The sequence below is a fragment of the Planococcus sp. APC 3906 genome, from assembly GCF_030407685.1.
Classification (GTDB): Bacteria; Bacillota; Bacilli; order Bacillales_A; family Planococcaceae; genus Planococcus; species Planococcus koreensis.
Genome location: NZ_JASDCW010000001.1, coordinates 66,297 through 84,406 on the forward strand (window position 1 = coordinate 66,297; position 18,110 = coordinate 84,406).

General features: G+C 47.3%; 19 protein-coding genes. 12 read left to right on the forward strand and 7 right to left on the reverse strand.

The annotated features are described in order from the left end of the window. Positions 1 to 10: 10 nt before the first annotated feature. The 8 genes from ribH to QMA09_RS00390 all read left to right on the forward strand — a co-directional run bounded on the left by ribH (position 11) and on the right by QMA09_RS00390 (position 8,561). Positions 11 to 475, forward strand: a complete 465-nt coding sequence (gene ribH, locus QMA09_RS00355) for a 6,7-dimethyl-8-ribityllumazine synthase (RefSeq protein ID WP_183736446.1) — start codon at positions 11 to 13, stop codon at positions 473 to 475. Between the two features lie 225 nt (positions 476 to 700). Next, complete coding sequence (locus QMA09_RS00360) at positions 701 to 1,240, forward strand: histidine phosphatase family protein (RefSeq protein ID WP_290211610.1); 540 nt, start codon at positions 701 to 703, stop codon at positions 1,238 to 1,240. A 69-nt stretch (positions 1,241 to 1,309) separates the two neighbouring features. Next, complete coding sequence (locus QMA09_RS00365; protein WP_290211611.1) at positions 1,310 to 3,133, forward strand: LTA synthase family protein; 1,824 nt, start codon at positions 1,310 to 1,312, stop codon at positions 3,131 to 3,133. A gap of 67 nt (positions 3,134 to 3,200) precedes the next feature. After that, a complete protein-coding gene (locus tag QMA09_RS00370) occupies positions 3,201 to 4,214 on the forward strand; it encodes a GTPase (protein WP_135504518.1) in 1,014 nt (337 codons plus the stop codon). A gap of 99 nt (positions 4,215 to 4,313) precedes the next feature. Next, on the forward strand, positions 4,314 to 4,994 hold the full coding sequence (locus tag QMA09_RS00375; protein WP_290211612.1) for a response regulator transcription factor: 681 nt from the start codon (positions 4,314 to 4,316) through the stop codon (positions 4,992 to 4,994). Next, positions 4,984 to 6,384 carry a sensor histidine kinase gene (locus QMA09_RS00380; protein WP_290211730.1) on the forward strand — a complete coding sequence of 467 codons (1,401 nt, stop codon included), beginning with the start codon at positions 4,984 to 4,986 and terminating at the stop codon, positions 6,382 to 6,384. Before QMA09_RS00375 ends, QMA09_RS00380 begins: the two co-directional genes overlap by 11 nt. Before the next feature lie 112 nt (positions 6,385 to 6,496). Continuing rightward, on the forward strand, positions 6,497 to 7,372 hold the full coding sequence (locus tag QMA09_RS00385) for a peptidylprolyl isomerase (protein WP_290211613.1): 876 nt from the start codon (positions 6,497 to 6,499) through the stop codon (positions 7,370 to 7,372). A 1-nt stretch (position 7,373) separates the two neighbouring features. Continuing rightward, complete coding sequence (locus QMA09_RS00390; RefSeq protein WP_290211614.1) at positions 7,374 to 8,561, forward strand: S1C family serine protease; 1,188 nt, start codon at positions 7,374 to 7,376, stop codon at positions 8,559 to 8,561. A 67-nt stretch (positions 8,562 to 8,628) separates the two neighbouring features. Here the strand turns inward: QMA09_RS00390 and QMA09_RS00395 are convergent, their stop codons facing one another. From QMA09_RS00395 to QMA09_RS00405, 3 genes are all read right to left on the reverse strand, one after another. Beyond that, the gene (locus QMA09_RS00395) at positions 8,629 to 8,859 is read right to left on the reverse strand and encodes a hypothetical protein (protein WP_290211615.1); all 231 of its coding nucleotides are present in this window, start codon (positions 8,857 to 8,859) and stop codon (positions 8,629 to 8,631) included. Positions 8,860 to 8,998: 139 nt separating this feature from the next. Continuing rightward, positions 8,999 to 9,205 carry a hypothetical protein gene (locus QMA09_RS00400; RefSeq protein ID WP_290211616.1) on the reverse strand — a complete coding sequence of 69 codons (207 nt, stop codon included), beginning with the start codon at positions 9,203 to 9,205 and terminating at the stop codon, positions 8,999 to 9,001. A gap of 54 nt (positions 9,206 to 9,259) precedes the next feature. Next, positions 9,260 to 9,964 carry a type 1 glutamine amidotransferase domain-containing protein gene (locus QMA09_RS00405; protein ID WP_135504507.1) on the reverse strand — a complete coding sequence of 235 codons (705 nt, stop codon included), beginning with the start codon at positions 9,962 to 9,964 and terminating at the stop codon, positions 9,260 to 9,262. 225 nt (positions 9,965 to 10,189) lie between these two features. Here QMA09_RS00405 and QMA09_RS00410 point away from each other — a divergent pair, with 225 nt between their 5' ends. Beyond that, on the forward strand, positions 10,190 to 10,426 hold the full coding sequence (locus tag QMA09_RS00410) for a hypothetical protein (RefSeq protein WP_290211617.1): 237 nt from the start codon (positions 10,190 to 10,192) through the stop codon (positions 10,424 to 10,426). A gap of 99 nt (positions 10,427 to 10,525) precedes the next feature. Further along, positions 10,526 to 11,233: a YqjF family protein gene (locus QMA09_RS00415; protein WP_290211618.1), complete on the forward strand. Its 708-nt coding sequence runs from the start codon at positions 10,526 to 10,528 to the stop codon at positions 11,231 to 11,233. A 30-nt stretch (positions 11,234 to 11,263) separates the two neighbouring features. On the opposite strand, the gene QMA09_RS00420 is transcribed toward QMA09_RS00415, so the two are convergent. The 4 genes from QMA09_RS00420 to QMA09_RS00435 all read right to left on the reverse strand — a co-directional run bounded on the left by QMA09_RS00420 (position 11,264) and on the right by QMA09_RS00435 (position 16,157). Further along, positions 11,264 to 12,139 (reverse strand): SDR family oxidoreductase, encoded by an 876-nt coding sequence (locus tag QMA09_RS00420; RefSeq protein WP_290211619.1) that lies wholly within the window; start codon positions 12,137 to 12,139, stop codon positions 11,264 to 11,266. An 89-nt stretch (positions 12,140 to 12,228) separates the two neighbouring features. Further along, entirely contained in the window at positions 12,229 to 14,814 is a 2,586-nt protein-coding gene (locus QMA09_RS00425; RefSeq protein ID WP_290211620.1) for a YfhO family protein, read from the reverse strand. Positions 14,815 to 14,833: 19 nt separating this feature from the next. After that, positions 14,834 to 15,229 (reverse strand): GtrA family protein, encoded by a 396-nt coding sequence (locus QMA09_RS00430; RefSeq protein ID WP_290211731.1) that lies wholly within the window; start codon positions 15,227 to 15,229, stop codon positions 14,834 to 14,836. Then, on the reverse strand, positions 15,219 to 16,157 hold the full coding sequence (locus QMA09_RS00435; RefSeq protein WP_290211621.1) for a glycosyltransferase family 2 protein: 939 nt from the start codon (positions 16,155 to 16,157) through the stop codon (positions 15,219 to 15,221). The genes QMA09_RS00430 and QMA09_RS00435 overlap by 11 nt, the downstream gene beginning before the upstream one ends. Positions 16,158 to 16,573: 416 nt before the next feature. Here QMA09_RS00435 and QMA09_RS00440 point away from each other — a divergent pair, with 416 nt between their 5' ends. Together QMA09_RS00440 and QMA09_RS00445 are read left to right on the forward strand one after the other, a co-directional pair. Beyond that, the gene (locus QMA09_RS00440) at positions 16,574 to 17,191 is read left to right on the forward strand and encodes a TerD family protein (RefSeq protein WP_135504497.1); all 618 of its coding nucleotides are present in this window, start codon (positions 16,574 to 16,576) and stop codon (positions 17,189 to 17,191) included. Positions 17,192 to 17,205: 14 nt separating this feature from the next. Further along, positions 17,206 to 17,784, forward strand: coding sequence for a TerD family protein (locus QMA09_RS00445; RefSeq protein WP_183736444.1), 579 nt, complete (start codon positions 17,206 to 17,208; stop codon positions 17,782 to 17,784). Positions 17,785 to 18,110: the final 326 nt, after the last annotated feature.

The window sequence follows — 18,110 nt, forward strand, 5'->3', positions numbered from 1 at the left end:
AGAAATGGACATGGCAAATCATTTTGAAGGTTATTTAAATGGAGAAGGGCTGCGCATCGGCATTGTGGTCGGGCGCTTCAATGAATTCATCACCAGCAAATTACTGAGCGGAGCGGAAGATGCTTTGAAGCGGCACGGCGTGAAAGCGGAAGATGTCGGAATTGCATGGGTGCCGGGCGCATTCGAAATTCCGTTGGTTGCTAAAAAAATGGCGGTCAGCGGCAACTATGACGCAGTCATCACACTCGGCACCGTTATCCGAGGGGCGACACCGCATTTCGATTACGTCTGCAGCGAAGTCGCAAAAGGCGTATCGCGGGCTAGCGACCAATCGGATATTCCGGTCATATTTGGCGTCTTGACAACAGATTCGATCGAACAGGCGATTGAGCGTGCAGGGACGAAAGCTGGCAATAAAGGCTGGGAGTCTGCTGCTGGAGCCATTGAAATGGCGAATTTGATGAAAAAACTATAATCGTTTACTCCAGGCTAATTGCCTGGAGTTTTTTTGCTTAAAAATCGGATAAAAAGGGAATAACATAAGAACCAAGATATGAGCGGAAACTGGTATCCATACCTTCCATCGCTTTTGCGAATAATGGCGGTTCAACCGGAAGGCGAAAAAAAGACGAATCTCCCAAAAAGCCTTATAATGGAATGAATATGGCAGAATTTGTGAAGGCGTTAAGGGGGAGTTTAGATGAAGGGTTCGGAGAAAACGTTTTACCTGGTTCGGCATTGCCAGGCGGAAGGACAGCATCCGCAGGCAGAATTGACGGTGGAAGGGCGTGCGCAGGCAGACAGGCTTGCCCGTTTTTTTGCTCAAGTGGAAATTTCTTATATCGTTTCGAGCCCTTATGTGCGGGCCATCGAATCAATTGAACCAACTTTAAAACAGAAGGGGCTTGCGTTGAATACCGACATCCGCCTTTCGGAGCGTGTATTGGGCCTCGGCAATCTGCCTGACTGGCTCGGCCATCTGGAGCGGTCATTCAATAATATGGAATTGAAATTGGCGGGCGGCGAATCCGGTATTGAAGCAGCTGAGCGGGGAATCGCGGCAGTATCTGCGGTGCCGCATCAAAGTATTGTCGTGACGCATGGCAATCTTTTGGCCTTATTGCTCAATCATTGGGATCCGGGCTTTGGGTTTGCTGAGTGGCGGAATTTATCGAATCCTGATATTTTTAAAATTAGGCACGACGGGCAATCCGCCATCGTGGAAAGGGTCTGGAACTGAGGCTGTCGAGTGCAACGGAGTGGCAACATTCCGTCAGCACAGCCGTCTTTAAAGAGGAGGTGGATTACGATGAGAACAAAAGCTATGCCTTATATTGCAATTTTCCTATTATTATTTCTTAAAGTTATGGCGTTTCGCATCGTAATCTTCGATGCGAAATCCATATTCCATATCGCATTCGTCGAATTTCCGGTTTGGGCGTTCCTGCTGGCTGTTGCGCTGCTGTTATTCAAGAAAAGGGTTTGGCTCACTGCCGGCATTTTCAATATGCTGGTCTCAGGGGTCTTTTTTGCCGTCGTATTGTACAGCCGCTATTATTCCACAATCCCTTCCTATTATGATTTGCGGCAGACCACCCAATCGGGCACCGTCGGCACGACCATTTTGCTATTGATCAATCCACTGGATTTTCTTTTCTTCCTGGACGCCGTAATATTAGTCGTCTTGGCGCGCCGTTGGGGCAAGCTGCCAAAACTCAATTCATTGAAATATGCAGCGGCTGGGCTGGCTGCAATCAGTGTTTTTACAACCGTCTACGCTATCAAGCAGCCAATCATTGATATCTCCTTTTTTGCCAAAGAAAATGGCTATGCCCAATCCCAGCTTGTCCAGATGTATAACCACCTTAACGAAAAAGCCCACGCTTCCGGCACTGAAACAAAGTTATCGGCAAAAGAGCTGGAAGCGTTAAAAGGCAATGAATATGTGCCAGTAAACAATCACGCTTCGTTCGGGTTGGCTGAAGGCCGCCACCTGTTCATGATCCAAGTGGAATCGATGCAAAATTTCACTGTCAATAAATCGATCAATGGCCAGGAGATAACACCCAATCTCAATAAACTCATTGAAGAAAGCGCCTATTTCTCGAATGTCTTCCAGCAAATTGGTGCCGGCACAACTTCGGACGCCGAATGGATGGGCAATACCGGTCTTTATGCGGAAGGGATGGCGCCTACCGTCAATGACTTGAACGGCAAGGAAGTGCCTTCGCTTTCACGGACCCTGAAAAAAGAAGGCTATGGTTCTGCTACTTATCACGCAGATGATGTGACATTTTGGAACCGCGACGTGCTGTATCCGGCACTCGGATTCGATGAAGTATTCACAGTCGAAGAGATTCCGGACAAAGACCAAGTGGGCTACGGCCCTTCGGATGAAGTGCTGATGGATTTTGCGCTCGAGGAACTGCCGCGGCAGCTGGATACTTATGAACGGGTCTACTCGAATATTGTTATGATGACAAGCCATACACCATTCATCTTGCCGGCAGAAATGCAGCATCTGGAGCTGCCGGCGGAATATGAAGGGACACACGTCGGCCATTATCTCCAATCGATCCGCTACGCTGATGAGCAGATTGGAAAGTTCGTAGAAGAACTGAAAGATCAGGGACTTTATGATGAATCGTTGATTGTCATTTACGGCGACCATTCCGGCATCCATGGATCGCCGCTGTCAGAAGAAGATGCGCTGCTGCTGAAAGATTTCCTTGGCCATCCGTATACGATGAAAGAACGCCTGACAGTGCCGCTTGTGATGGCAGGAGGCGGTTTGTTCGAAGGAGAAGAATTCAGCCGTCTTGGCGGACAAGTGGATATTATGCCGACTACGCTCGCCTTGCTCGGTGTGGAGCATGCAACTCCGATGATGGGCCATAATCTGTTCGAGTATGAAAAAAACCTGCTGGCGATGCGTTATTACATGCCGGGCGGATCATTCGTCCAGTCTGAACAATTGTACAAAGCGCCGGGAGCGAAATTGCCAGATGAATTGCGGGATATGAGAACCATGGAAAAACGCGCGAAAAACAGTGCGACTAAAAAGCATATACGCAATGCGCAGGAAATTTTGAAATATGGCGATGCCTTGCTGAAACCATACATCGACAAGTAACGGTATGCGTGAATCACATCATTGCTTATACTATTCATAAAGAGGATTTATCAAGGGGGATTAGACGATGGCAAAGAGTTTTGAAGAAGAAGTAAGCCGTGTGATGGATTCAATGTTTGAAAACGAGATGAAAAAAGTCAACGACATGCTTGAGCAGGAGCTGCTGATTTCGTTGATTGGCGAAGTCAATGCCGGCAAATCTTCGACGGTCAATAAAATCATCGGCAAAGATATTGCAAGCACCAATCCAATGCCAGGGGAAACCGTGAGCGTCGACCCGTATAATTTGGAAGGCTTGGAGAATATCAAGTTCATGGATACACCTGGGTTGAACGACCCGAATGACGAAAATCCTAAAAAGACCTTGGAATTTGTCCAGCAATCGGATGTCGTGCTGTTTTTCCTGAATGCAGCAGGGACTGTTTTTTCGGAAAGCGAGAAGGAAAAGTTTGCGGGAATTGAAAAGCATAACAAGGACATCCTGATCGTCTTGAACAAAATAGACGCGGCAGAAGACATTCCGTCCATCATCGAATTTGTCAAAAACCATACGGGCGGCAAATATAAGGTGATTCCAATTTCATCGAAAACAGGAGAGAATCTGGAAACTTTGAAGAAGGAAATCCTTTTTTTGCTCGAAAAGAAAGGTAAAGACCTGCTCTTCGCTAAAAGCATGAAAGAGAAATCAGCCGCTGCGAACCGCTGGATCATCGGTGCTGGCGTTTCGGCCGGCGTCATCGGAGCTTCCCCGATTCCCGGTTCGGACATCATTCCGCTGACCTCGCTGCAAGTCGGCTTGATCATCAAGCTTTCGAAGCTGTACGATAAACCGCTCAGCAAAAAAGCGGCGAAAGACATGATTGTCATCACGGCGACCCAGACAATTGGCCATACACTTTACCGCCAGGCATTGAAATTCATCCCGGGCGCCGGGTCTGTTATCGGCGGCACCGTAGCATCCGCAATGACCCTGGCATTGGGTTATGGCGTAAGATATGCCTACGAGAACAATATTGCCATCGATTACGACATGATCGGCGATTTGTTCGAGAAATACAAAGCGCGCGAGAAAAAGGCGTAGACGCAAAAACCGCTCTTTTACATAGGGCGGTTTTTCTATGTACTTGCGTCTTTTGCCCGCCTGCTTTACTTTAAAAGAAACAGATGCCGGAGGTACAGGATGAAAATATTAGTGGTGGAAGACAATCCGAGCGTTAGTTCCATGTTGGAATTGTTTTTTCAAAAAGAAGCGATTGCCGGTGATTTTGCAGCGGACGGCCAGGAAGGGTTCGCAAAATACAGACAAGGCGATTATGATTTATTGATATTGGACTGGATGCTGCCAGGGATGGACGGAATTGCGTTATGCCGGAAAATCCGGGAACTCGGAGATTCGGTGCCAATCATCATGCTGACAGCCAAAGACAGTGAATCGGACCAAGTCATCGGGTTCGAGATGGGCGCAGATGATTACGTGACAAAACCTTTCAGCCCGCTGACGCTTATGGCGCGCATCAAAGCGGTCATGCGGCGTTCACAAAAAGCGGAAGCGCCGAAAGAAACAGTCCGCACGGAGCATTTTGCGGTCAATAAAGAAACGCGGGAAGTGCAGAAAGACGGGGAACCGGTACAGAATTTGACGCCGAAAGAGTTCGAACTGCTACTGTTCTTCATGCAGCACCCAAAACAGGTATTCAGCCGCGAACAGCTTCTGGAGCAAGTGTGGGGCTACCAATATTACGGAGACGAACGGACCGTTGATGTGCACATTAAGCGTCTGCGCAAAAAAATAGCAGGCGGGGAACAATTTTTCCATACCGTCTGGGGAGTTGGCTATAAATTTGAAGAATATGCGGATTAATTATTTTTACCAATTGATTGCGAGCCATTTGAGCATCCTGCTCATTGCATTCTTTATATTGAGTTTATTGTTCGTCAATTACGTGGAAGATTTTGCTTACGAAGACAAGGCGGCAGAACTGGAAAGCTATGGCGTCAAGATTTTGCAGGAGCTGGAAGCGCCGCGGCCGGGCACCAATCTTCAGTCCTACGTGTCCATTCTGGAAGCTCAAAACATTAATTTTATCGTCTTCGACCAGCAAAGCCGCATTTTGTACCCGGTTTCCGGGGCATTTCCGCCTGTTGAATTGACGACGGAGGAATGGGACGTCATTGAGCGCGGGGAAACACTTGTCGTCAACCGGGATGTTGAACGATTTGAGAATACCGTAACGTTTGTGGCGATGCCATATGCCGACAATGGCCAATTGGCCGGCGGAGTGCTCCTTGCCTCGCCTGTCAGCGGCACGAGCGAAATGATTGCCGAACTCAATAAGTCGCTGTTAACGACAATACTCATCGCATTGGCAGTGGCATTGCTGCTCAGTCTGCTATTGTCGAAACTGCATGTCAGCCGTTTGAAACGCATGCAGGAAGCTGCGGGAATGATCAGCGAAGGAAATTACGCAGTCAATTTGCCGGAATCCGATTTTGATGAATTCGGCGATTTGTCGAAGGATTTCAACCAGATGGCCAAAAGGCTGCAGCAGTCGAATGAAGAAATTGAAGGATTGGAAAACAGAAGGCGCCAGTTCATGGCGGACGTCTCGCACGAAATGCGTACGCCGTTGACGACCATTGCCGGTGTCATTGAAGGGCTGCGCAATAATATGATTGCGGAAGAGCAGCGTGAAAAAGGCATCCGGTTGGTCAGCGATGAAACGAAACGCCTCATCCGCCTCGTCAATGAAAACCTGGATTATGAAAAAATCCGTTCAAACCAAGTGACGCTAACGAAAGAAGAGATTGAGGCAGAAGAATTGCTTGAAATTATTCAAGAGCAGCTGGAGATGCAAGCGGCTGAAAAAGGAAATCGCATCGAAATAGCCTCAGAACCCGGACAGGTGATTTACGGAGACATGGACCGGCTGATCCAGGTTTTGACGAACATTGTGAAAAACAGCATCCAGTTTACAGCGGATGGGCTGATTTCCTTGCGGGCATACAGCGAGCCGGGCGGTATGGCGATCGAAGTGAAAGACACGGGCGAAGGGATTGATGTCCAAGAAATCGATTTGATTTGGCGCCGCTTCTACAAAGCGGATTTATCGCGCGGGAGCGGCCAATTCGGTCTTGGTTTATCGATCGTTAAGCAATTGGTGACATTGCACGGTGGGGACATCCGTGTGCAAAGCGAGAAAGGCAAAGGTACGATTTTCCTGATCCACCTGCCGCATAAAGAGACAGTTTGAGCCAGCCGGCCAAACTGTCTTTTTATTTCCCTAATTGTTACAGCTTTGGTCATAGTTTATTCATAATTGCTTGTTACGATGTTAGTAATCAGATAGAAAGAGGGCTTGCGAAATGAAAAAAGCGATATACATTGCAATTGGAGTAATAGCTGCATCAGCGATATTCTTGTTGATGAGTTTTGGACAAAACAATGGAGTGGCAAGTGTTAATGGCAAAGAAATCAGCAAAGATGAGCTGTACGCTCAAATGCTGAAAACAAATGGGACGGAAACACTCGATTTGATGATTTCAGAGGAAATTGTCCGGCAGGAAGCTGAAAAAGAGGATATCACGGTTTCAGACGAAGAAATTGATGCTGAAATTGCGGTCTACGAAGAGCAATACGGCGGTGCTGAGGAACTGGATTCGGCGTTAGCCGCAAGCGGAATGACAGTTGAATCCCTAAAGGAAGAAGTCCAGACCTATGTGAAAATCGAGAAACTGATCGGCCCAGGCATTGAAATTACGGATGAGCAAATTCAAACTTATTTTGATGAAAACAAGGATTCACTGGGGCAAAGCGAACAAGTGGAAGCGAGCCACATCCTGACCGCGACAAAAGAAGAGGCGGAAGAAGTACAAGCCAAGCTTGCTGAAGGCGGAGACTTCGCCGAATTGGCAAAAGAGTATTCGACGGACACAGCAAGTGCAGAGAATGGCGGAGAGCTTGGGGCATTCGGAACTGGTGAAATGGCCCCTGCATTCGAGGAAGCGGCATTTGCCATGAAAGTGGACGACATCAGCAAGCCGGTCGAAACGGAATTCGGTTTCCACATCATCAAAGTGACCGGCAAGACAGAAGCTGCTGAAGCTACACTTGAAAACAGCAAAGAAAAAATCAAAGAGCTATTGTTTGAAGAGCAATTGAACAGTGAATACACAACGTGGCTTTCTGAAAAACAGGCGTCTTATGACATTGAAAACACACTGTCAGAAGGAGGAAATTAATATGGGTTATTACAATTCAAGTGAACCGAAGAAAAAACGGACAGGTTACTTTGCTTCCAGCTTTATGGGATTGATTGCAGGAGCGCTTCTGATGGGCGTCGTTCTGCCGGAATTCACGGATGTTGATCCGGCGGCAGACAACGGCGCAACCATTGCTGAAACAGCAAGCGGCGTACAAGGAAGCACGAATATCGTCACTACTGATATTACAGAGACGGTTGAAAAAACTTCAGGAGCTGTCGTAGGGGTAACGAATTTGCAGACCGCACAGCAAAGCCCGTTCATGCCGACAGCCGAGTCGGGCGCACAGGAGGCTGGAGCGGGATCAGGCGTAATTTATAAAAAAACCGGGGATTGGGCATATGTCGTCACCAATAACCACGTCGTCGAAGGTGCGGAAAAAGTGAAGGTGACACTTGCTGACGAAACGGAACTGGATGCGGAAGTGCTGGGCACGGACGTCTGGACGGACCTCGCTGTGCTGAAAGTGCCTTCTGAACAAATTACGACTGTCATCGAGTTCGGTGACTCCTCTGTCCTTAAGGCAGGCGAGCCGGCAATCGCTATCGGCAATCCGCTGGGCCTTCAATTTTCCGGGTCGGTGACGACGGGCGTCATTTCTGGAACCGAACGGCTCGTGCCAATCGATATCAATGAAGATGGAACAGAGGATTGGCAGGCAGAAGTCCTCCAGACAGACGCAGCCATCAATCCCGGTAATAGCGGTGGTGCGTTGATCAATAGCCAAGGCCAGCTGATCGGCATCAATTCAATGAAAATAGCACAGGATGCCGTCGAAGGCATCGGCCTTGCCATTCCGATCAATTCAGCCATCCCGGTAATCGAGGATTTGGAATCGAAAGGATCGGTGGAACGTCCGTCAATGGGCGTCAGCATTCTGGATCTGTCCGAAGTTCCGCCGCAAGCACGGCAAAGCGAGCTGAAACTTCCTGAAAACGTGAAAGGCGGAATTGTGGTCAATGAAGTCTCGCCAAGTTCCGGCGCGGACAAAGCAGGGCTCCAGCAATTCGATGTCATCGTCGAGATGGATGGCAAGCCTGTAACGTCGATCCAGGAACTTCGCCAGCATCTATACAATGAAACAGAAGTAGGGGATAGATTGAAAGTGAAAGCATACCGCAACGGCGAATTGATGGATTTTGAAATCGAATTGAACGAAAGCCTTTAACACAAAAAGAGGATGCGCATTTGCATCCTCTTTTTGTTATGCATAAAATTTTATTCTGCCGCTTTCATCAGTCCATTAATCCCCACATATTCGAAGTGATTCCGAAAAAGATCAATGCCAATATGGCGATTGAAAAAATAACTACACCGACCTGTATTGCTTTGTAATTCTTGATTTTCGGCTCTTCCAGGCCTTCCATGTGATGCATATGGTGATGATGCGGCGGTGGTTCAACCGGCTCTGCAGTGTCTTGGGTGGTTGGCAATTCCTCTTTTTCCAAAGGTTCTTGCTGGTTCATATTCAACGCCTCCCTGCGCCACTCTTATTGATGTAATATTAACAGAAAAATCAAATAATTGATAGTCTAAAGATTGCTTTTCAAAATTGAGAGGCTGCTGAAATCTATGCCAATAAAAAAACTGATTGCTTGGAAGCAATCAGCCGAAAAGTCCCCACATATCTGAACTTATACCAGTAATAATAAGGATCAATACCAATATGACAAAAATGACGATACCGATTTGAATGGGTTTATAGCCCTTGGTCTTCGGCTCCTCCAGCCCTTCTTTGTGTGCTGGGGGTCCTTGCATTTCTGACTTATTGGCTCTTGCGTATTCTTGCTCTTTCGGATCTTTTTCTGTCATGTGAATTTCCTCCTCTTATCAAGCAGTTTGATTGAACGCAGCCATTAAAGCAGCTTACTTAAAGAATTTTTCTTCTTCCTTTTTTTCGAGGCTTGTCAATTTCTCAGCGAGCTCTTTTCCGAAAAGCGGAGAAGACTGCGGATCACGTCCGGTTAAAATCTGATCGCTGCCCCATACGGCGTATTGCTCTTTATCAGAAGCCGGTTCGTAGTTCGCGATTTTCTTCATTTCATCTTCAAGGCTGAATGGCAGCAGGCCGACCACTTCTTCAGGTTCGAATTTATTTGGATAGCCTGTCACCTTCAAGCCCTCTAAAATTCCACGGCCGTCTTTGGTCTTGGTATAGACGAGCGGTGCGGGTCCGTGGCAAACAGCAGAAACGATTCCGCCCGTTTCATAGACAACGTTGATGACGGCATGCAAATCCGGGTCATGTGCTAAGTCAAACATGGCGCCGTGTCCGCCGACAATCATAATGGCATCGTAATCGCTCGCTTTGACGTCAACAATTGGTGTCGTTTTGTCTGCAATGCCGGAGTCGTATAATTCCTTGTATTTGCCTTCAGGGTCATATTCTTTGCTCAAGCTCATCGGGTCAACAACGGGCTTTCCGCCTTTTGGAGAAGCAAGGCCGACTGTATGCCCTTCTTTTTCCAGCGCTAATACTGGAGCGAACAATTCTTCCGCCCACCATCCAGTTACGTAATTATTTTCTTCATCTGCATATCCGCCAGATAGAACGGCTAAAACTTTTGCCATCGTTTATTCCTCCTCAGAGTCTTTATATCTATTAGTCTATTTACCCTTTCAGCCTCTCCTGAAACGTTTTAACAAACGCATTAATGGGAGTGTCAAAGAACTTCGAACAAGGTTTGTTACTTTCGTAGGAAAGAGTTCTACGGATTAAGAAAATCTGTTTCACCTCCTATAGTGTGGGTATTCAGATAATAAGAAAGAAGCACTGGAGAGAAAGGGGAATATAAAATGGCTGATGAAAACAAAGAGCGCGACGAAGAAAAGTATCCAAAAGAGGAAAAGCGGCAAAAACCTCGTTTTAACGCTGGGGGCAACGACTCGGATTACGACGGAGGGCATCCAGGCGGATATGAAGAGGAACAATCGGATGCTGAAGCTGAAGGAAGCGGATCGTTCAATGAAGGCGGCAACGATTCCGATTACGATGGTGGGCATCCAGGCGAAAAATTCCCATCGAAAAAATAACAGCTGCCTGTAGTTAAACAGCAAGAGCGTTTTGAAGGATACTTGCCCCGAAGCTCTTTGATAAAGAGGCTCATTTGAATGTCCAAAGGGGATAGGAAGATGGACAGAAGAAAATGGATCATGTCGCAGCAATTGCAGGATGTGCTGTTTTTGCATTGGGCGGTTCCCGCAGATTGGCTTTGCGGAATGCTGCCTCCTGAATTGGAATTGGATCTGTACGGTGGAAAAGCATGGATAAGCGCTGTGCTGTTCAAGGCACGCGATACGCATATTCGGGGCATGTCTGCGGTGCCGGGAATGCGGACATTTTTGCAGCTTAACGTCAGGACGTATGTCCGGTACGACAATCGGCGCGGCGTCTACTTTTTTTCAATGGATGCAAACAGTCTGGCAGCTGTTCAGACGGCGTCTCTCGGCAGCTTTTTGCCATACCGACAGGCGCGCATCGAAATGGCTAAGCAAGGAACGCAGATCAGGTTCAAGAGCAGGCATAGTGGAGCGGCTGGAATTGAAGAAATTGAACTGGTTTACGAACCTCAAGCAGCCATTATTGAACCTGCCCCTTTAGAGATTTGGCTGACAGAGCGCTACAGCCTATGGACTAAACCTGGAAACAGGCTTTACCGCCTGGATATCGGGCATCCGCCTTGGCGCCTTCAATATGTTAAAGGAGAAATCACAGAAAATTCTCTTGCTGGTTTTCTGCCCGAACAATTGCATCGACTGCGTCCGGTAACCCATTACAGCTCTTCGATGGAAGTGTTGTTTTATCCGCCGGCCATCGAAAAAAACGTAAAAAACCGCTGAAGCCGAAGCTTTAGCGGTTTTCTTTTTTGGTTAGGATGTGATAAAGTCGCCGCCGTTGACATGGATTGCCTGGCCGGTCACATAAGTTGAATCTTTTGATGCGAAATAGACATAGGCCGGCGCCACTTCTGAAGGCTGTCCGCGGCGTTCCATCGCTGTTTCGCCGCCGTGCTTGCCGACTTTTTCAGCATCGAACGTGGCCGGGATAAGCGGAGTCCAAATCGGCCCTGGTGCCACGGAGTTGACGCGGATGCCTTTGTCTGCAAGGTTTTGGGAAAGCGAGCGTGTAAAGGCCGTGATTGCACCTTTTGTCGATGAATAATCGATGAGTGACGATGAGCCGCGGTAAGCGGTAACCGATGACGTATTGATGATCGAATCGCCTTTTTGCATATGCGGTACCGCTGCTTGGCTCAAGTAAAACATACTGAATATATTCGTTTCGAATGTTTCCATCAATTGATCGGGCGTAATTGCCAGGAAGTCATCCTGCGGAAATTGCTTGCCTGCATTGTTGACTAGAATGTTCAGTCCGCCAAATTCAGCGATGACGTCATCAACGAGCTTTTGGCAATTTTCAGAGTCACCGATGTCCGTTGCTGATTTGAACGCTTTAGCGCCATAAGATTCGATGGCTTTAACTGTATCCTCTGCGTCTTCATGCTCATCCAAATAAGCGATGGCTACATTTGCCCCTTCTTTTGCAAATGCTACTGCTACGGCACGGCCAATTCCGCTGTCGCCGCCGGTAATCAACGCTGTTTTCCCTTTGAGTTTGCCTGAACCTTTGTAATCTTTATCATCGTAAATCGGTTTTGGCGACATTTCTCTTTCAGAGCCAGGCTGGTGCGACTGTTCCTGCGGTTCAATTTCTTTGTCGATTTTTTCGAATTTATCTTCTGCCATGATGGATTCCTCCTTGGTTCGGTTAGCTATAAAGTCAATATTCCCGCTGCGCCCTCCGCTAAACGCTATTACGCGAAGCCATTCCAAAACTATGGAAAGGACTGCCTTTTCCTGAAGATGAGATAAAATAGCCCGGCAAGTGCGGACAAGAGGCTGACGGCTGATGCAACACCAAAATAAGGAGGCCTGTAAGTGAATTCGACTGCATTCATACCCGCTTCGATGGGGACGGCGACAAATGCATAATTGGCTTTCAGCACCGGTGTCTTTTCGCCGTTTACCGATGCTTTCCATCCGCGCTCATAAGGGATGCTGAGAAATAAATACTCATCTTGCTGAACGTTATCGTAATCGAGCGTAACTTTACTGCCATCGATTTCAATATTTGACGCGCCTGAAGCTTTCTGAACCTGAGCTTCCAGCACTTCGTAGGTTTCTTCAAAAACCTGGAGTTCTGTCAGCCGGTAATTGCCTTGAGGGAGTCGGATTTTCACGTTTTCATCAGCCGGGATGCGCAAAGTCAAGTCGTCGACGTATGTCCGGTAGATGGAGTCGTTTGCTTTGCGGCTTGTTTCATATCCATTCACTGTCAGGATGAATCCTTCACTCGAAGCTTCATTCTCCAAATGGAATGATACGTAAAGGTCGCCTTCCAAAACTGCGCCGTCTTTGCGCGTCAAATCGATTCCGCCGGTTTCGCCTCGGACTTCCAATAACCCGTTATCGTAAACGGCAGCTTGTTCATGGATTTGATATTGCAGAGTTTGATCTGCCGTCGAAAGGGGTGCTGGGCCGCCTTCGCCGTCCAGCACGATTCCGTTGAGCATGGCGTGTTCCCGGACGAGCGGAGGGGACGTTTCGAGCCCTACCTCGGAATAGGAATCAGAGGCGGAACGGGCGAAAGGCAGATTATTGGTATTCCGGTAAACGACAAAGTTTTCCGAAGCAGTCAGCTCTTCGAAGCCATAGGGAACATTCGGATCACCTTTTTCCAAAATGGTGTATTTGCCTTGCAGCAGGCTGTGGAGATTGGCGCGGTTGCCCAGTGAAGCATAACGGCTGACACTTTCACGGCCCATATCGATTTCCAAATCATATAGATAGAAATACAATAAATTTTTATTCAGAATACTGGAGTATGCGCTCAGCCCTCGGAATTCCTGAACAATCGGCGTATTGTTGCGGATGTCTTCCATCCAGTCGATGCGGTACATCGGATCGCTTTCCTGCGAATGGATTTCTTCCAGCAAACCTCTGATCTCAACGGAGTCATATCCTGTGGTAGTCAGCAGCTCTTCGTTTACATTTTTAATGCGGCCAATTTCAAGGATCGCATCGGCCTGATAGAAATTTGCAAACACGACAGCGGAAGCTACTATATAGACGGCCAAGATTTTTTTCAGCAGCGGCCGCGGCCAGCGAATGGCCGCCGCGAGCAGCAGTATGGCTGCCGGCAGTGACAGTGAAACAAATACCGCTTGCCATGATCCAGCGTCAAAACCTTGGTCTATTCGAATAGCCAAGTTGTAGGCCAGCAGGGCAAAGGCGGAAGATGCAATGAGCTGGCGCATGGTGAGGCCGCCAATGCGTTCCAAGCCTGCCGCTACTGCGCCGCCGCTCACAAATGCCATGAAATATTCCCAACGGTATTGCGGAGCGGAGAAGCCGTTGAAAAGGCTTGCCGCAATCGGGCTGTAGTGAAGCAGCACACCGATTAATGCGAACAAAGCGAATAAGCGGAACAAGCGGCTCCGATGGAAAGCGGGAATCGTCCAAAATAGCAAAAAAATCGCTGGCAAAACAATGTAGCGGCTGGTGAACAGGATGTTATCCGTCAAATTCACCCACTCGATGTCTTGTTGGAAAGCTGGACGATGATTGTTCAGATAGGCATAGACCGCTGGCACAAAAGATATTGCACTGATGCCAAGCCCGAGAAGGCCAAAAACAAAAAAAGTGCCGATGGCTTTCCTTTTTGGAATTTCCGATTCAGTTAGCGGGAAAAAAAGGCGCACCATTATGTATATGGCTGTGAGCATCATATTGATGTATGCAAAATAGAAGTTGTCGATCAGCGAAATGGCTATGGCAAATAGGAACCAGCCAGGTTTTTGCTCCCTGAAAACTTTTTCCACACCAAGAATCAGCAGCGGCAGCCATAAATAGGCGTCAGCAAAGAATTCCCAATACACTGTATGGCGAAAATACATACCCGGCAAGCCGTAAAGCGCAGCGCCAGTAAGCGCGGAAAGCCTGGAAATGCCCATATAGGCGAACACTCTGGCAGTAATGAACAAAACGAAAGCCAATCGAATGATGCTGATAAAAACAGCGGCATTGGCCCAAAACAGCACATCTGTCGATTCGATGACGTGGAGGCTTTCAAGAGCAAACACCACAGCGGCCGTAATCAGAAAAACGATCGATGTGGAAAAATAGTAGGAGAGTTCGCTGAACGTCCCTGCGCCAAGCCCAAAATCGAATGAATAGAAAAATTCGCCCCTGCTGTATTGTTCATATAATAGCTTTTTGAACGGCATCATCTGGGAAGCGCCGTCATCAATGCCAATCATAAAGTGGCCGCGCGTCCATTGGGAAAGGAAAACCGCGTGTCCAGCAGCTGACAATACAAGACAGCTGAAGAACAAAAGGACATTCGGGTATTTCCACTGCATGCTATCACCAGCTTTCGGGTTATTTGGAGCGTGCCGGACCCTTCATGATTCTCCTTGAAACGAGAAACGTAATCGGCACTGTAAACAGAACGGCCGCGAATGGAGCGATGTTGCTGCTTAGATGCATGAATTCCACAAACACGTAAATAAGGATTGTAGAAACTGACATATTGACTACCTGTGTCAGCGGGAAATAAAGATATTTTTTAAGTGTCGGCTTTACTTTGTACGTAACGTAAGAGTTTAAGAAGAAAGAAACATTTAAAGAAATCAGAAAGCCGAGGACATGTGCAAGCAGGTACGGCAGCCCAGCTCCTGTATGGAGCAGCAAATAGGTACTGTAATAAGTGATGGTGTTGATGACGCCGACGACGACAAAGCGGTTGAATTCCGTATTCAGGCGGTTAAGGTGCATCGTATTCGTCCACATTGCTGATATCGACCAGAAAATTCGGGCGCTGCTTTGACTCATTGTAAATGCGTCCAACGTACTCACCGATCACGCCAAGACTGATCAATTGGATGCCGCCCAGAAATAGAATAGCCGTAATCGTTGTGAAATAGCCGGGGGCACCGATGCCGTTTACCGTAATATTATAGAATGTCACGCCAATATAGATGATAGAAAGGACCAGAACAATGAAGCCTGTATAAAAGCAGATGCGCAAAGGTTTCATGTTGAAGGAAATGATGCCATCTATCCCGTAATTCACAAGACTGCCAAAAGACCATTTGGAATCTCCGGCTGTGCGCGATACATTTTCGTAGGCAATGGTCTTTTTGCTTAAGCCGATCCAAGAATAAAGGCCTTTTGAAAAACGATTGCTCTCGCTCAGTTGAAGAATCGCATTGATGGCTTTGCGGCTAAGCAAACGGAAGTCGCCTTCGCCGTCCGCAAAATCGACGTCGGTGACAAAGTTCACTAATTTATAGTAGAAGGAAGAGAACGCACTGCGCACTTTACTGTCACCGGTTCGCGTTCGCTTTGCAACGACTTGGTGGAATCCTTCTTCGAATCCGCTAAACATTTCGCTGATTAATTCTGGCGGATGCTGAAGGTCGCTGTCCATCAAAATGGCAGCATCTCCTTTTATGCGTTTCAGTCCAGCAAACAATGCGCCTTCCTTGCCAAAGTTACGCGTCAGTGAAATATATTTGACGTTGGCGTGTTGATCCGCAAGCGCCAGAATTTCCTGCAAAGTTCCATCGCTTGAGCCATCATTGATGAACATAATTTCGTAATCGAACGGAAGCGGATTCAGTTCCTGGGATAATTTTTTGTACATGAATTTGATATTGGCTTCTTCGTTATAAGCGGGAACGACTATGGAGATTAATACCACATAAAGGGCTCCTTTCGAGTCAACGGTCGATAAATTAGGCTGTCTGTAGTTGTTTACCCATCGCATTTTATTAATATGCAATTCTCTTGCTGCATAAACGAAACTTATTTGCCCGATGAACGTATAGAATAATACCGGCTGTTATTCCGGAGCTGCGGCGGTGGGGGCTTTTCAATCTTAGGAAAAATGCGGCACAAGACTTTTTGAGGATTTTGTGCAGGAGCAGCTCATTTTTATGTCCCGAAGCGAGGGATAAAAAGGTGCTTCTTTAATTCTTCCTATATGTACAAGACGCAGAATTGGTAAAACGGTTCCAGCTGCAATTGGGATTGGAAACCCTTAATAATTGAAATTTTCCGGATTTACAAATAGACTTATAAAAGAGTACATAAAAATGAATGGAGAGTGCAAAAAGAATGGCTATTAACCTGGTAAAAGGTCAAAAGATCGATTTAACAAAAGGACGTTCCTCTCTATCAAGCATTATGGTCGGATTGGGCTGGGACCCTGTTGAAACAAAGAAAAGCGGCGGATTTTTGGGCGGCTTGCTTGGTGGAGGCGCAGGAGGCGGTTCAGAAGTGGACTGCGACGCTTCAGTTATCCTATTGGATGAGAACGGCAAACTGAAAGGCAAAGAAAACCTGATCTATTTCGGCAACAAGAAAAGCAAAGATGGCAGCGTTGTCCATTCAGGCGATAACTTGACAGGAGCTGGCGAAGGCGATGACGAAACGATCCAAATCGATTTGAAAAAGATTTCGCCATCAGTCCACCGTCTGGTCTTCGTTGTCAATATCTATAACGCAAAACAGAAGAAGCAAGATTTCGGCATGATCCAGAACGCTTTTATCCGTTTAGTGGACAACCAATCCAAAGAAGAACTTATCCATTACAACCTCACTGAGAATTATGCAGGGAAAATGTCATTGATTCCTGGGGAACTTTATCGCCAAGGCTCAGAATGGAAATTTTCCGCTATCGGTGAAGGCACAGTGGATGCAGATATCGGCTCAATCGCAAACAAATACGCTTAAGGAGTGCATGCGCAATGGCAATCAATTTATCAAAAGGTCAAAAAGTAGATTTAACGAAATCAAATCCGGGTCTTACAAATGTAGTTGTCGGATTAGGCTGGGATACGAACAAATATGACGGAGGCCAGGACTTTGACTTGGATTCATCGGTATTTCTTTTAAACGCAGACGGCAAAGCAGCTTCTGAAGCTGACTTTATTTTCTACAACAACACGATTGGCGCCGCCGGTTCAGTAGAGCATACAGGCGACAACAAAACAGGTGAAGGCGACGGGGACGATGAGCAAGTCAAAGTTACCTTGTCGACAATTCCATCAACAATCGAACGCGTAACGTTCGCAATCACGATCCACGATGCGGAAAACCGCGGCCAAAACTTTGGCCAAGTAAGCAATTCTTACGTTCGCATTGTCAACGGCGACTCCAATGAAGAGCTGATCCGCTACGATCTTGGAGAAGACTTCTCAATTGAAACGGCAATTGTCGTTGGGGAACTTTACCGCCATGGTGCTGAATGGAAATTCAATGCAATCGGCAGCGGCTATCAGGGCGGCCTTGGCTCACTCGTCAAAGACTTCGGCCTCGACAGCTGATTTGAAAGCAGAAAAGCAAGGAGGCTGTCTCCTTGCTTTTTTTATACTAATAAAGAAGTTGTTATTTTTTTACATCGCTTCGGACGCTTTGGGCATGGCTCTCGCCATGAGCCGAGAAGAACACTCGTCTCATTGCTTCGCCTAGCCCCTTGACGCGCCTCAGCTAAGATATCTCTCGATATGGAGCAAAACAGTGGAGACGCCTGCGGGAAAGCGAGGCAGCCGAGACCCCGCAGGGAGCGAAGCGACTGAGGAGGCTTGGCGCTCGCCCGCGGCAAGCGAAGCTGTTTTGCGGAATATCGAAGAGTATAAAATATTAATTTAAC

Bases quoted from the DNA above. Each gene is read 5' to 3' on its own strand.
- ribH (WP_183736446.1), top strand. From the start codon at position 11: ATGGCAAATCATTTTGAAGGTTATTTAAATGGAGAAGGGCTGCGCATC.
- QMA09_RS00360 (WP_290211610.1), top strand. From the start codon at position 701: ATGAAGGGTTCGGAGAAAACGTTTTACCTGGTTCGGCATTGCCAGGCG.
- QMA09_RS00365 (WP_290211611.1), top strand. From the start codon at position 1,310: ATGAGAACAAAAGCTATGCCTTATATTGCAATTTTCCTATTATTATTT.
- QMA09_RS00370 (WP_135504518.1), top strand. From the start codon at position 3,201: ATGGCAAAGAGTTTTGAAGAAGAAGTAAGCCGTGTGATGGATTCAATG.
- QMA09_RS00375 (WP_290211612.1), top strand. From the start codon at position 4,314: ATGAAAATATTAGTGGTGGAAGACAATCCGAGCGTTAGTTCCATGTTG.
- QMA09_RS00380 (WP_290211730.1), top strand. From the start codon at position 4,984: ATGCGGATTAATTATTTTTACCAATTGATTGCGAGCCATTTGAGCATC.
- QMA09_RS00385 (WP_290211613.1), top strand. From the start codon at position 6,497: ATGAAAAAAGCGATATACATTGCAATTGGAGTAATAGCTGCATCAGCG.
- QMA09_RS00390 (WP_290211614.1), top strand. From the start codon at position 7,374: ATGGGTTATTACAATTCAAGTGAACCGAAGAAAAAACGGACAGGTTAC.
- QMA09_RS00395 (WP_290211615.1), bottom strand. From the start codon at position 8,859: ATGAACCAGCAAGAACCTTTGGAAAAAGAGGAATTGCCAACCACCCAA.
- QMA09_RS00400 (WP_290211616.1), bottom strand. From the start codon at position 9,205: ATGACAGAAAAAGATCCGAAAGAGCAAGAATACGCAAGAGCCAATAAG.
- QMA09_RS00405 (WP_135504507.1), bottom strand. From the start codon at position 9,964: ATGGCAAAAGTTTTAGCCGTTCTATCTGGCGGATATGCAGATGAAGAA.
- QMA09_RS00410 (WP_290211617.1), top strand. From the start codon at position 10,190: ATGGCTGATGAAAACAAAGAGCGCGACGAAGAAAAGTATCCAAAAGAG.
- QMA09_RS00415 (WP_290211618.1), top strand. From the start codon at position 10,526: ATGGACAGAAGAAAATGGATCATGTCGCAGCAATTGCAGGATGTGCTG.
- QMA09_RS00420 (WP_290211619.1), bottom strand. From the start codon at position 12,139: ATGGCAGAAGATAAATTCGAAAAAATCGACAAAGAAATTGAACCGCAG.
- QMA09_RS00425 (WP_290211620.1), bottom strand. From the start codon at position 14,814: ATGCAGTGGAAATACCCGAATGTCCTTTTGTTCTTCAGCTGTCTTGTA.
- QMA09_RS00430 (WP_290211731.1), bottom strand. From the start codon at position 15,229: ATGCACCTTAACCGCCTGAATACGGAATTCAACCGCTTTGTCGTCGTC.
- QMA09_RS00440 (WP_135504497.1), top strand. From the start codon at position 16,574: ATGGCTATTAACCTGGTAAAAGGTCAAAAGATCGATTTAACAAAAGGA.
- QMA09_RS00445 (WP_183736444.1), top strand. From the start codon at position 17,206: ATGGCAATCAATTTATCAAAAGGTCAAAAAGTAGATTTAACGAAATCA.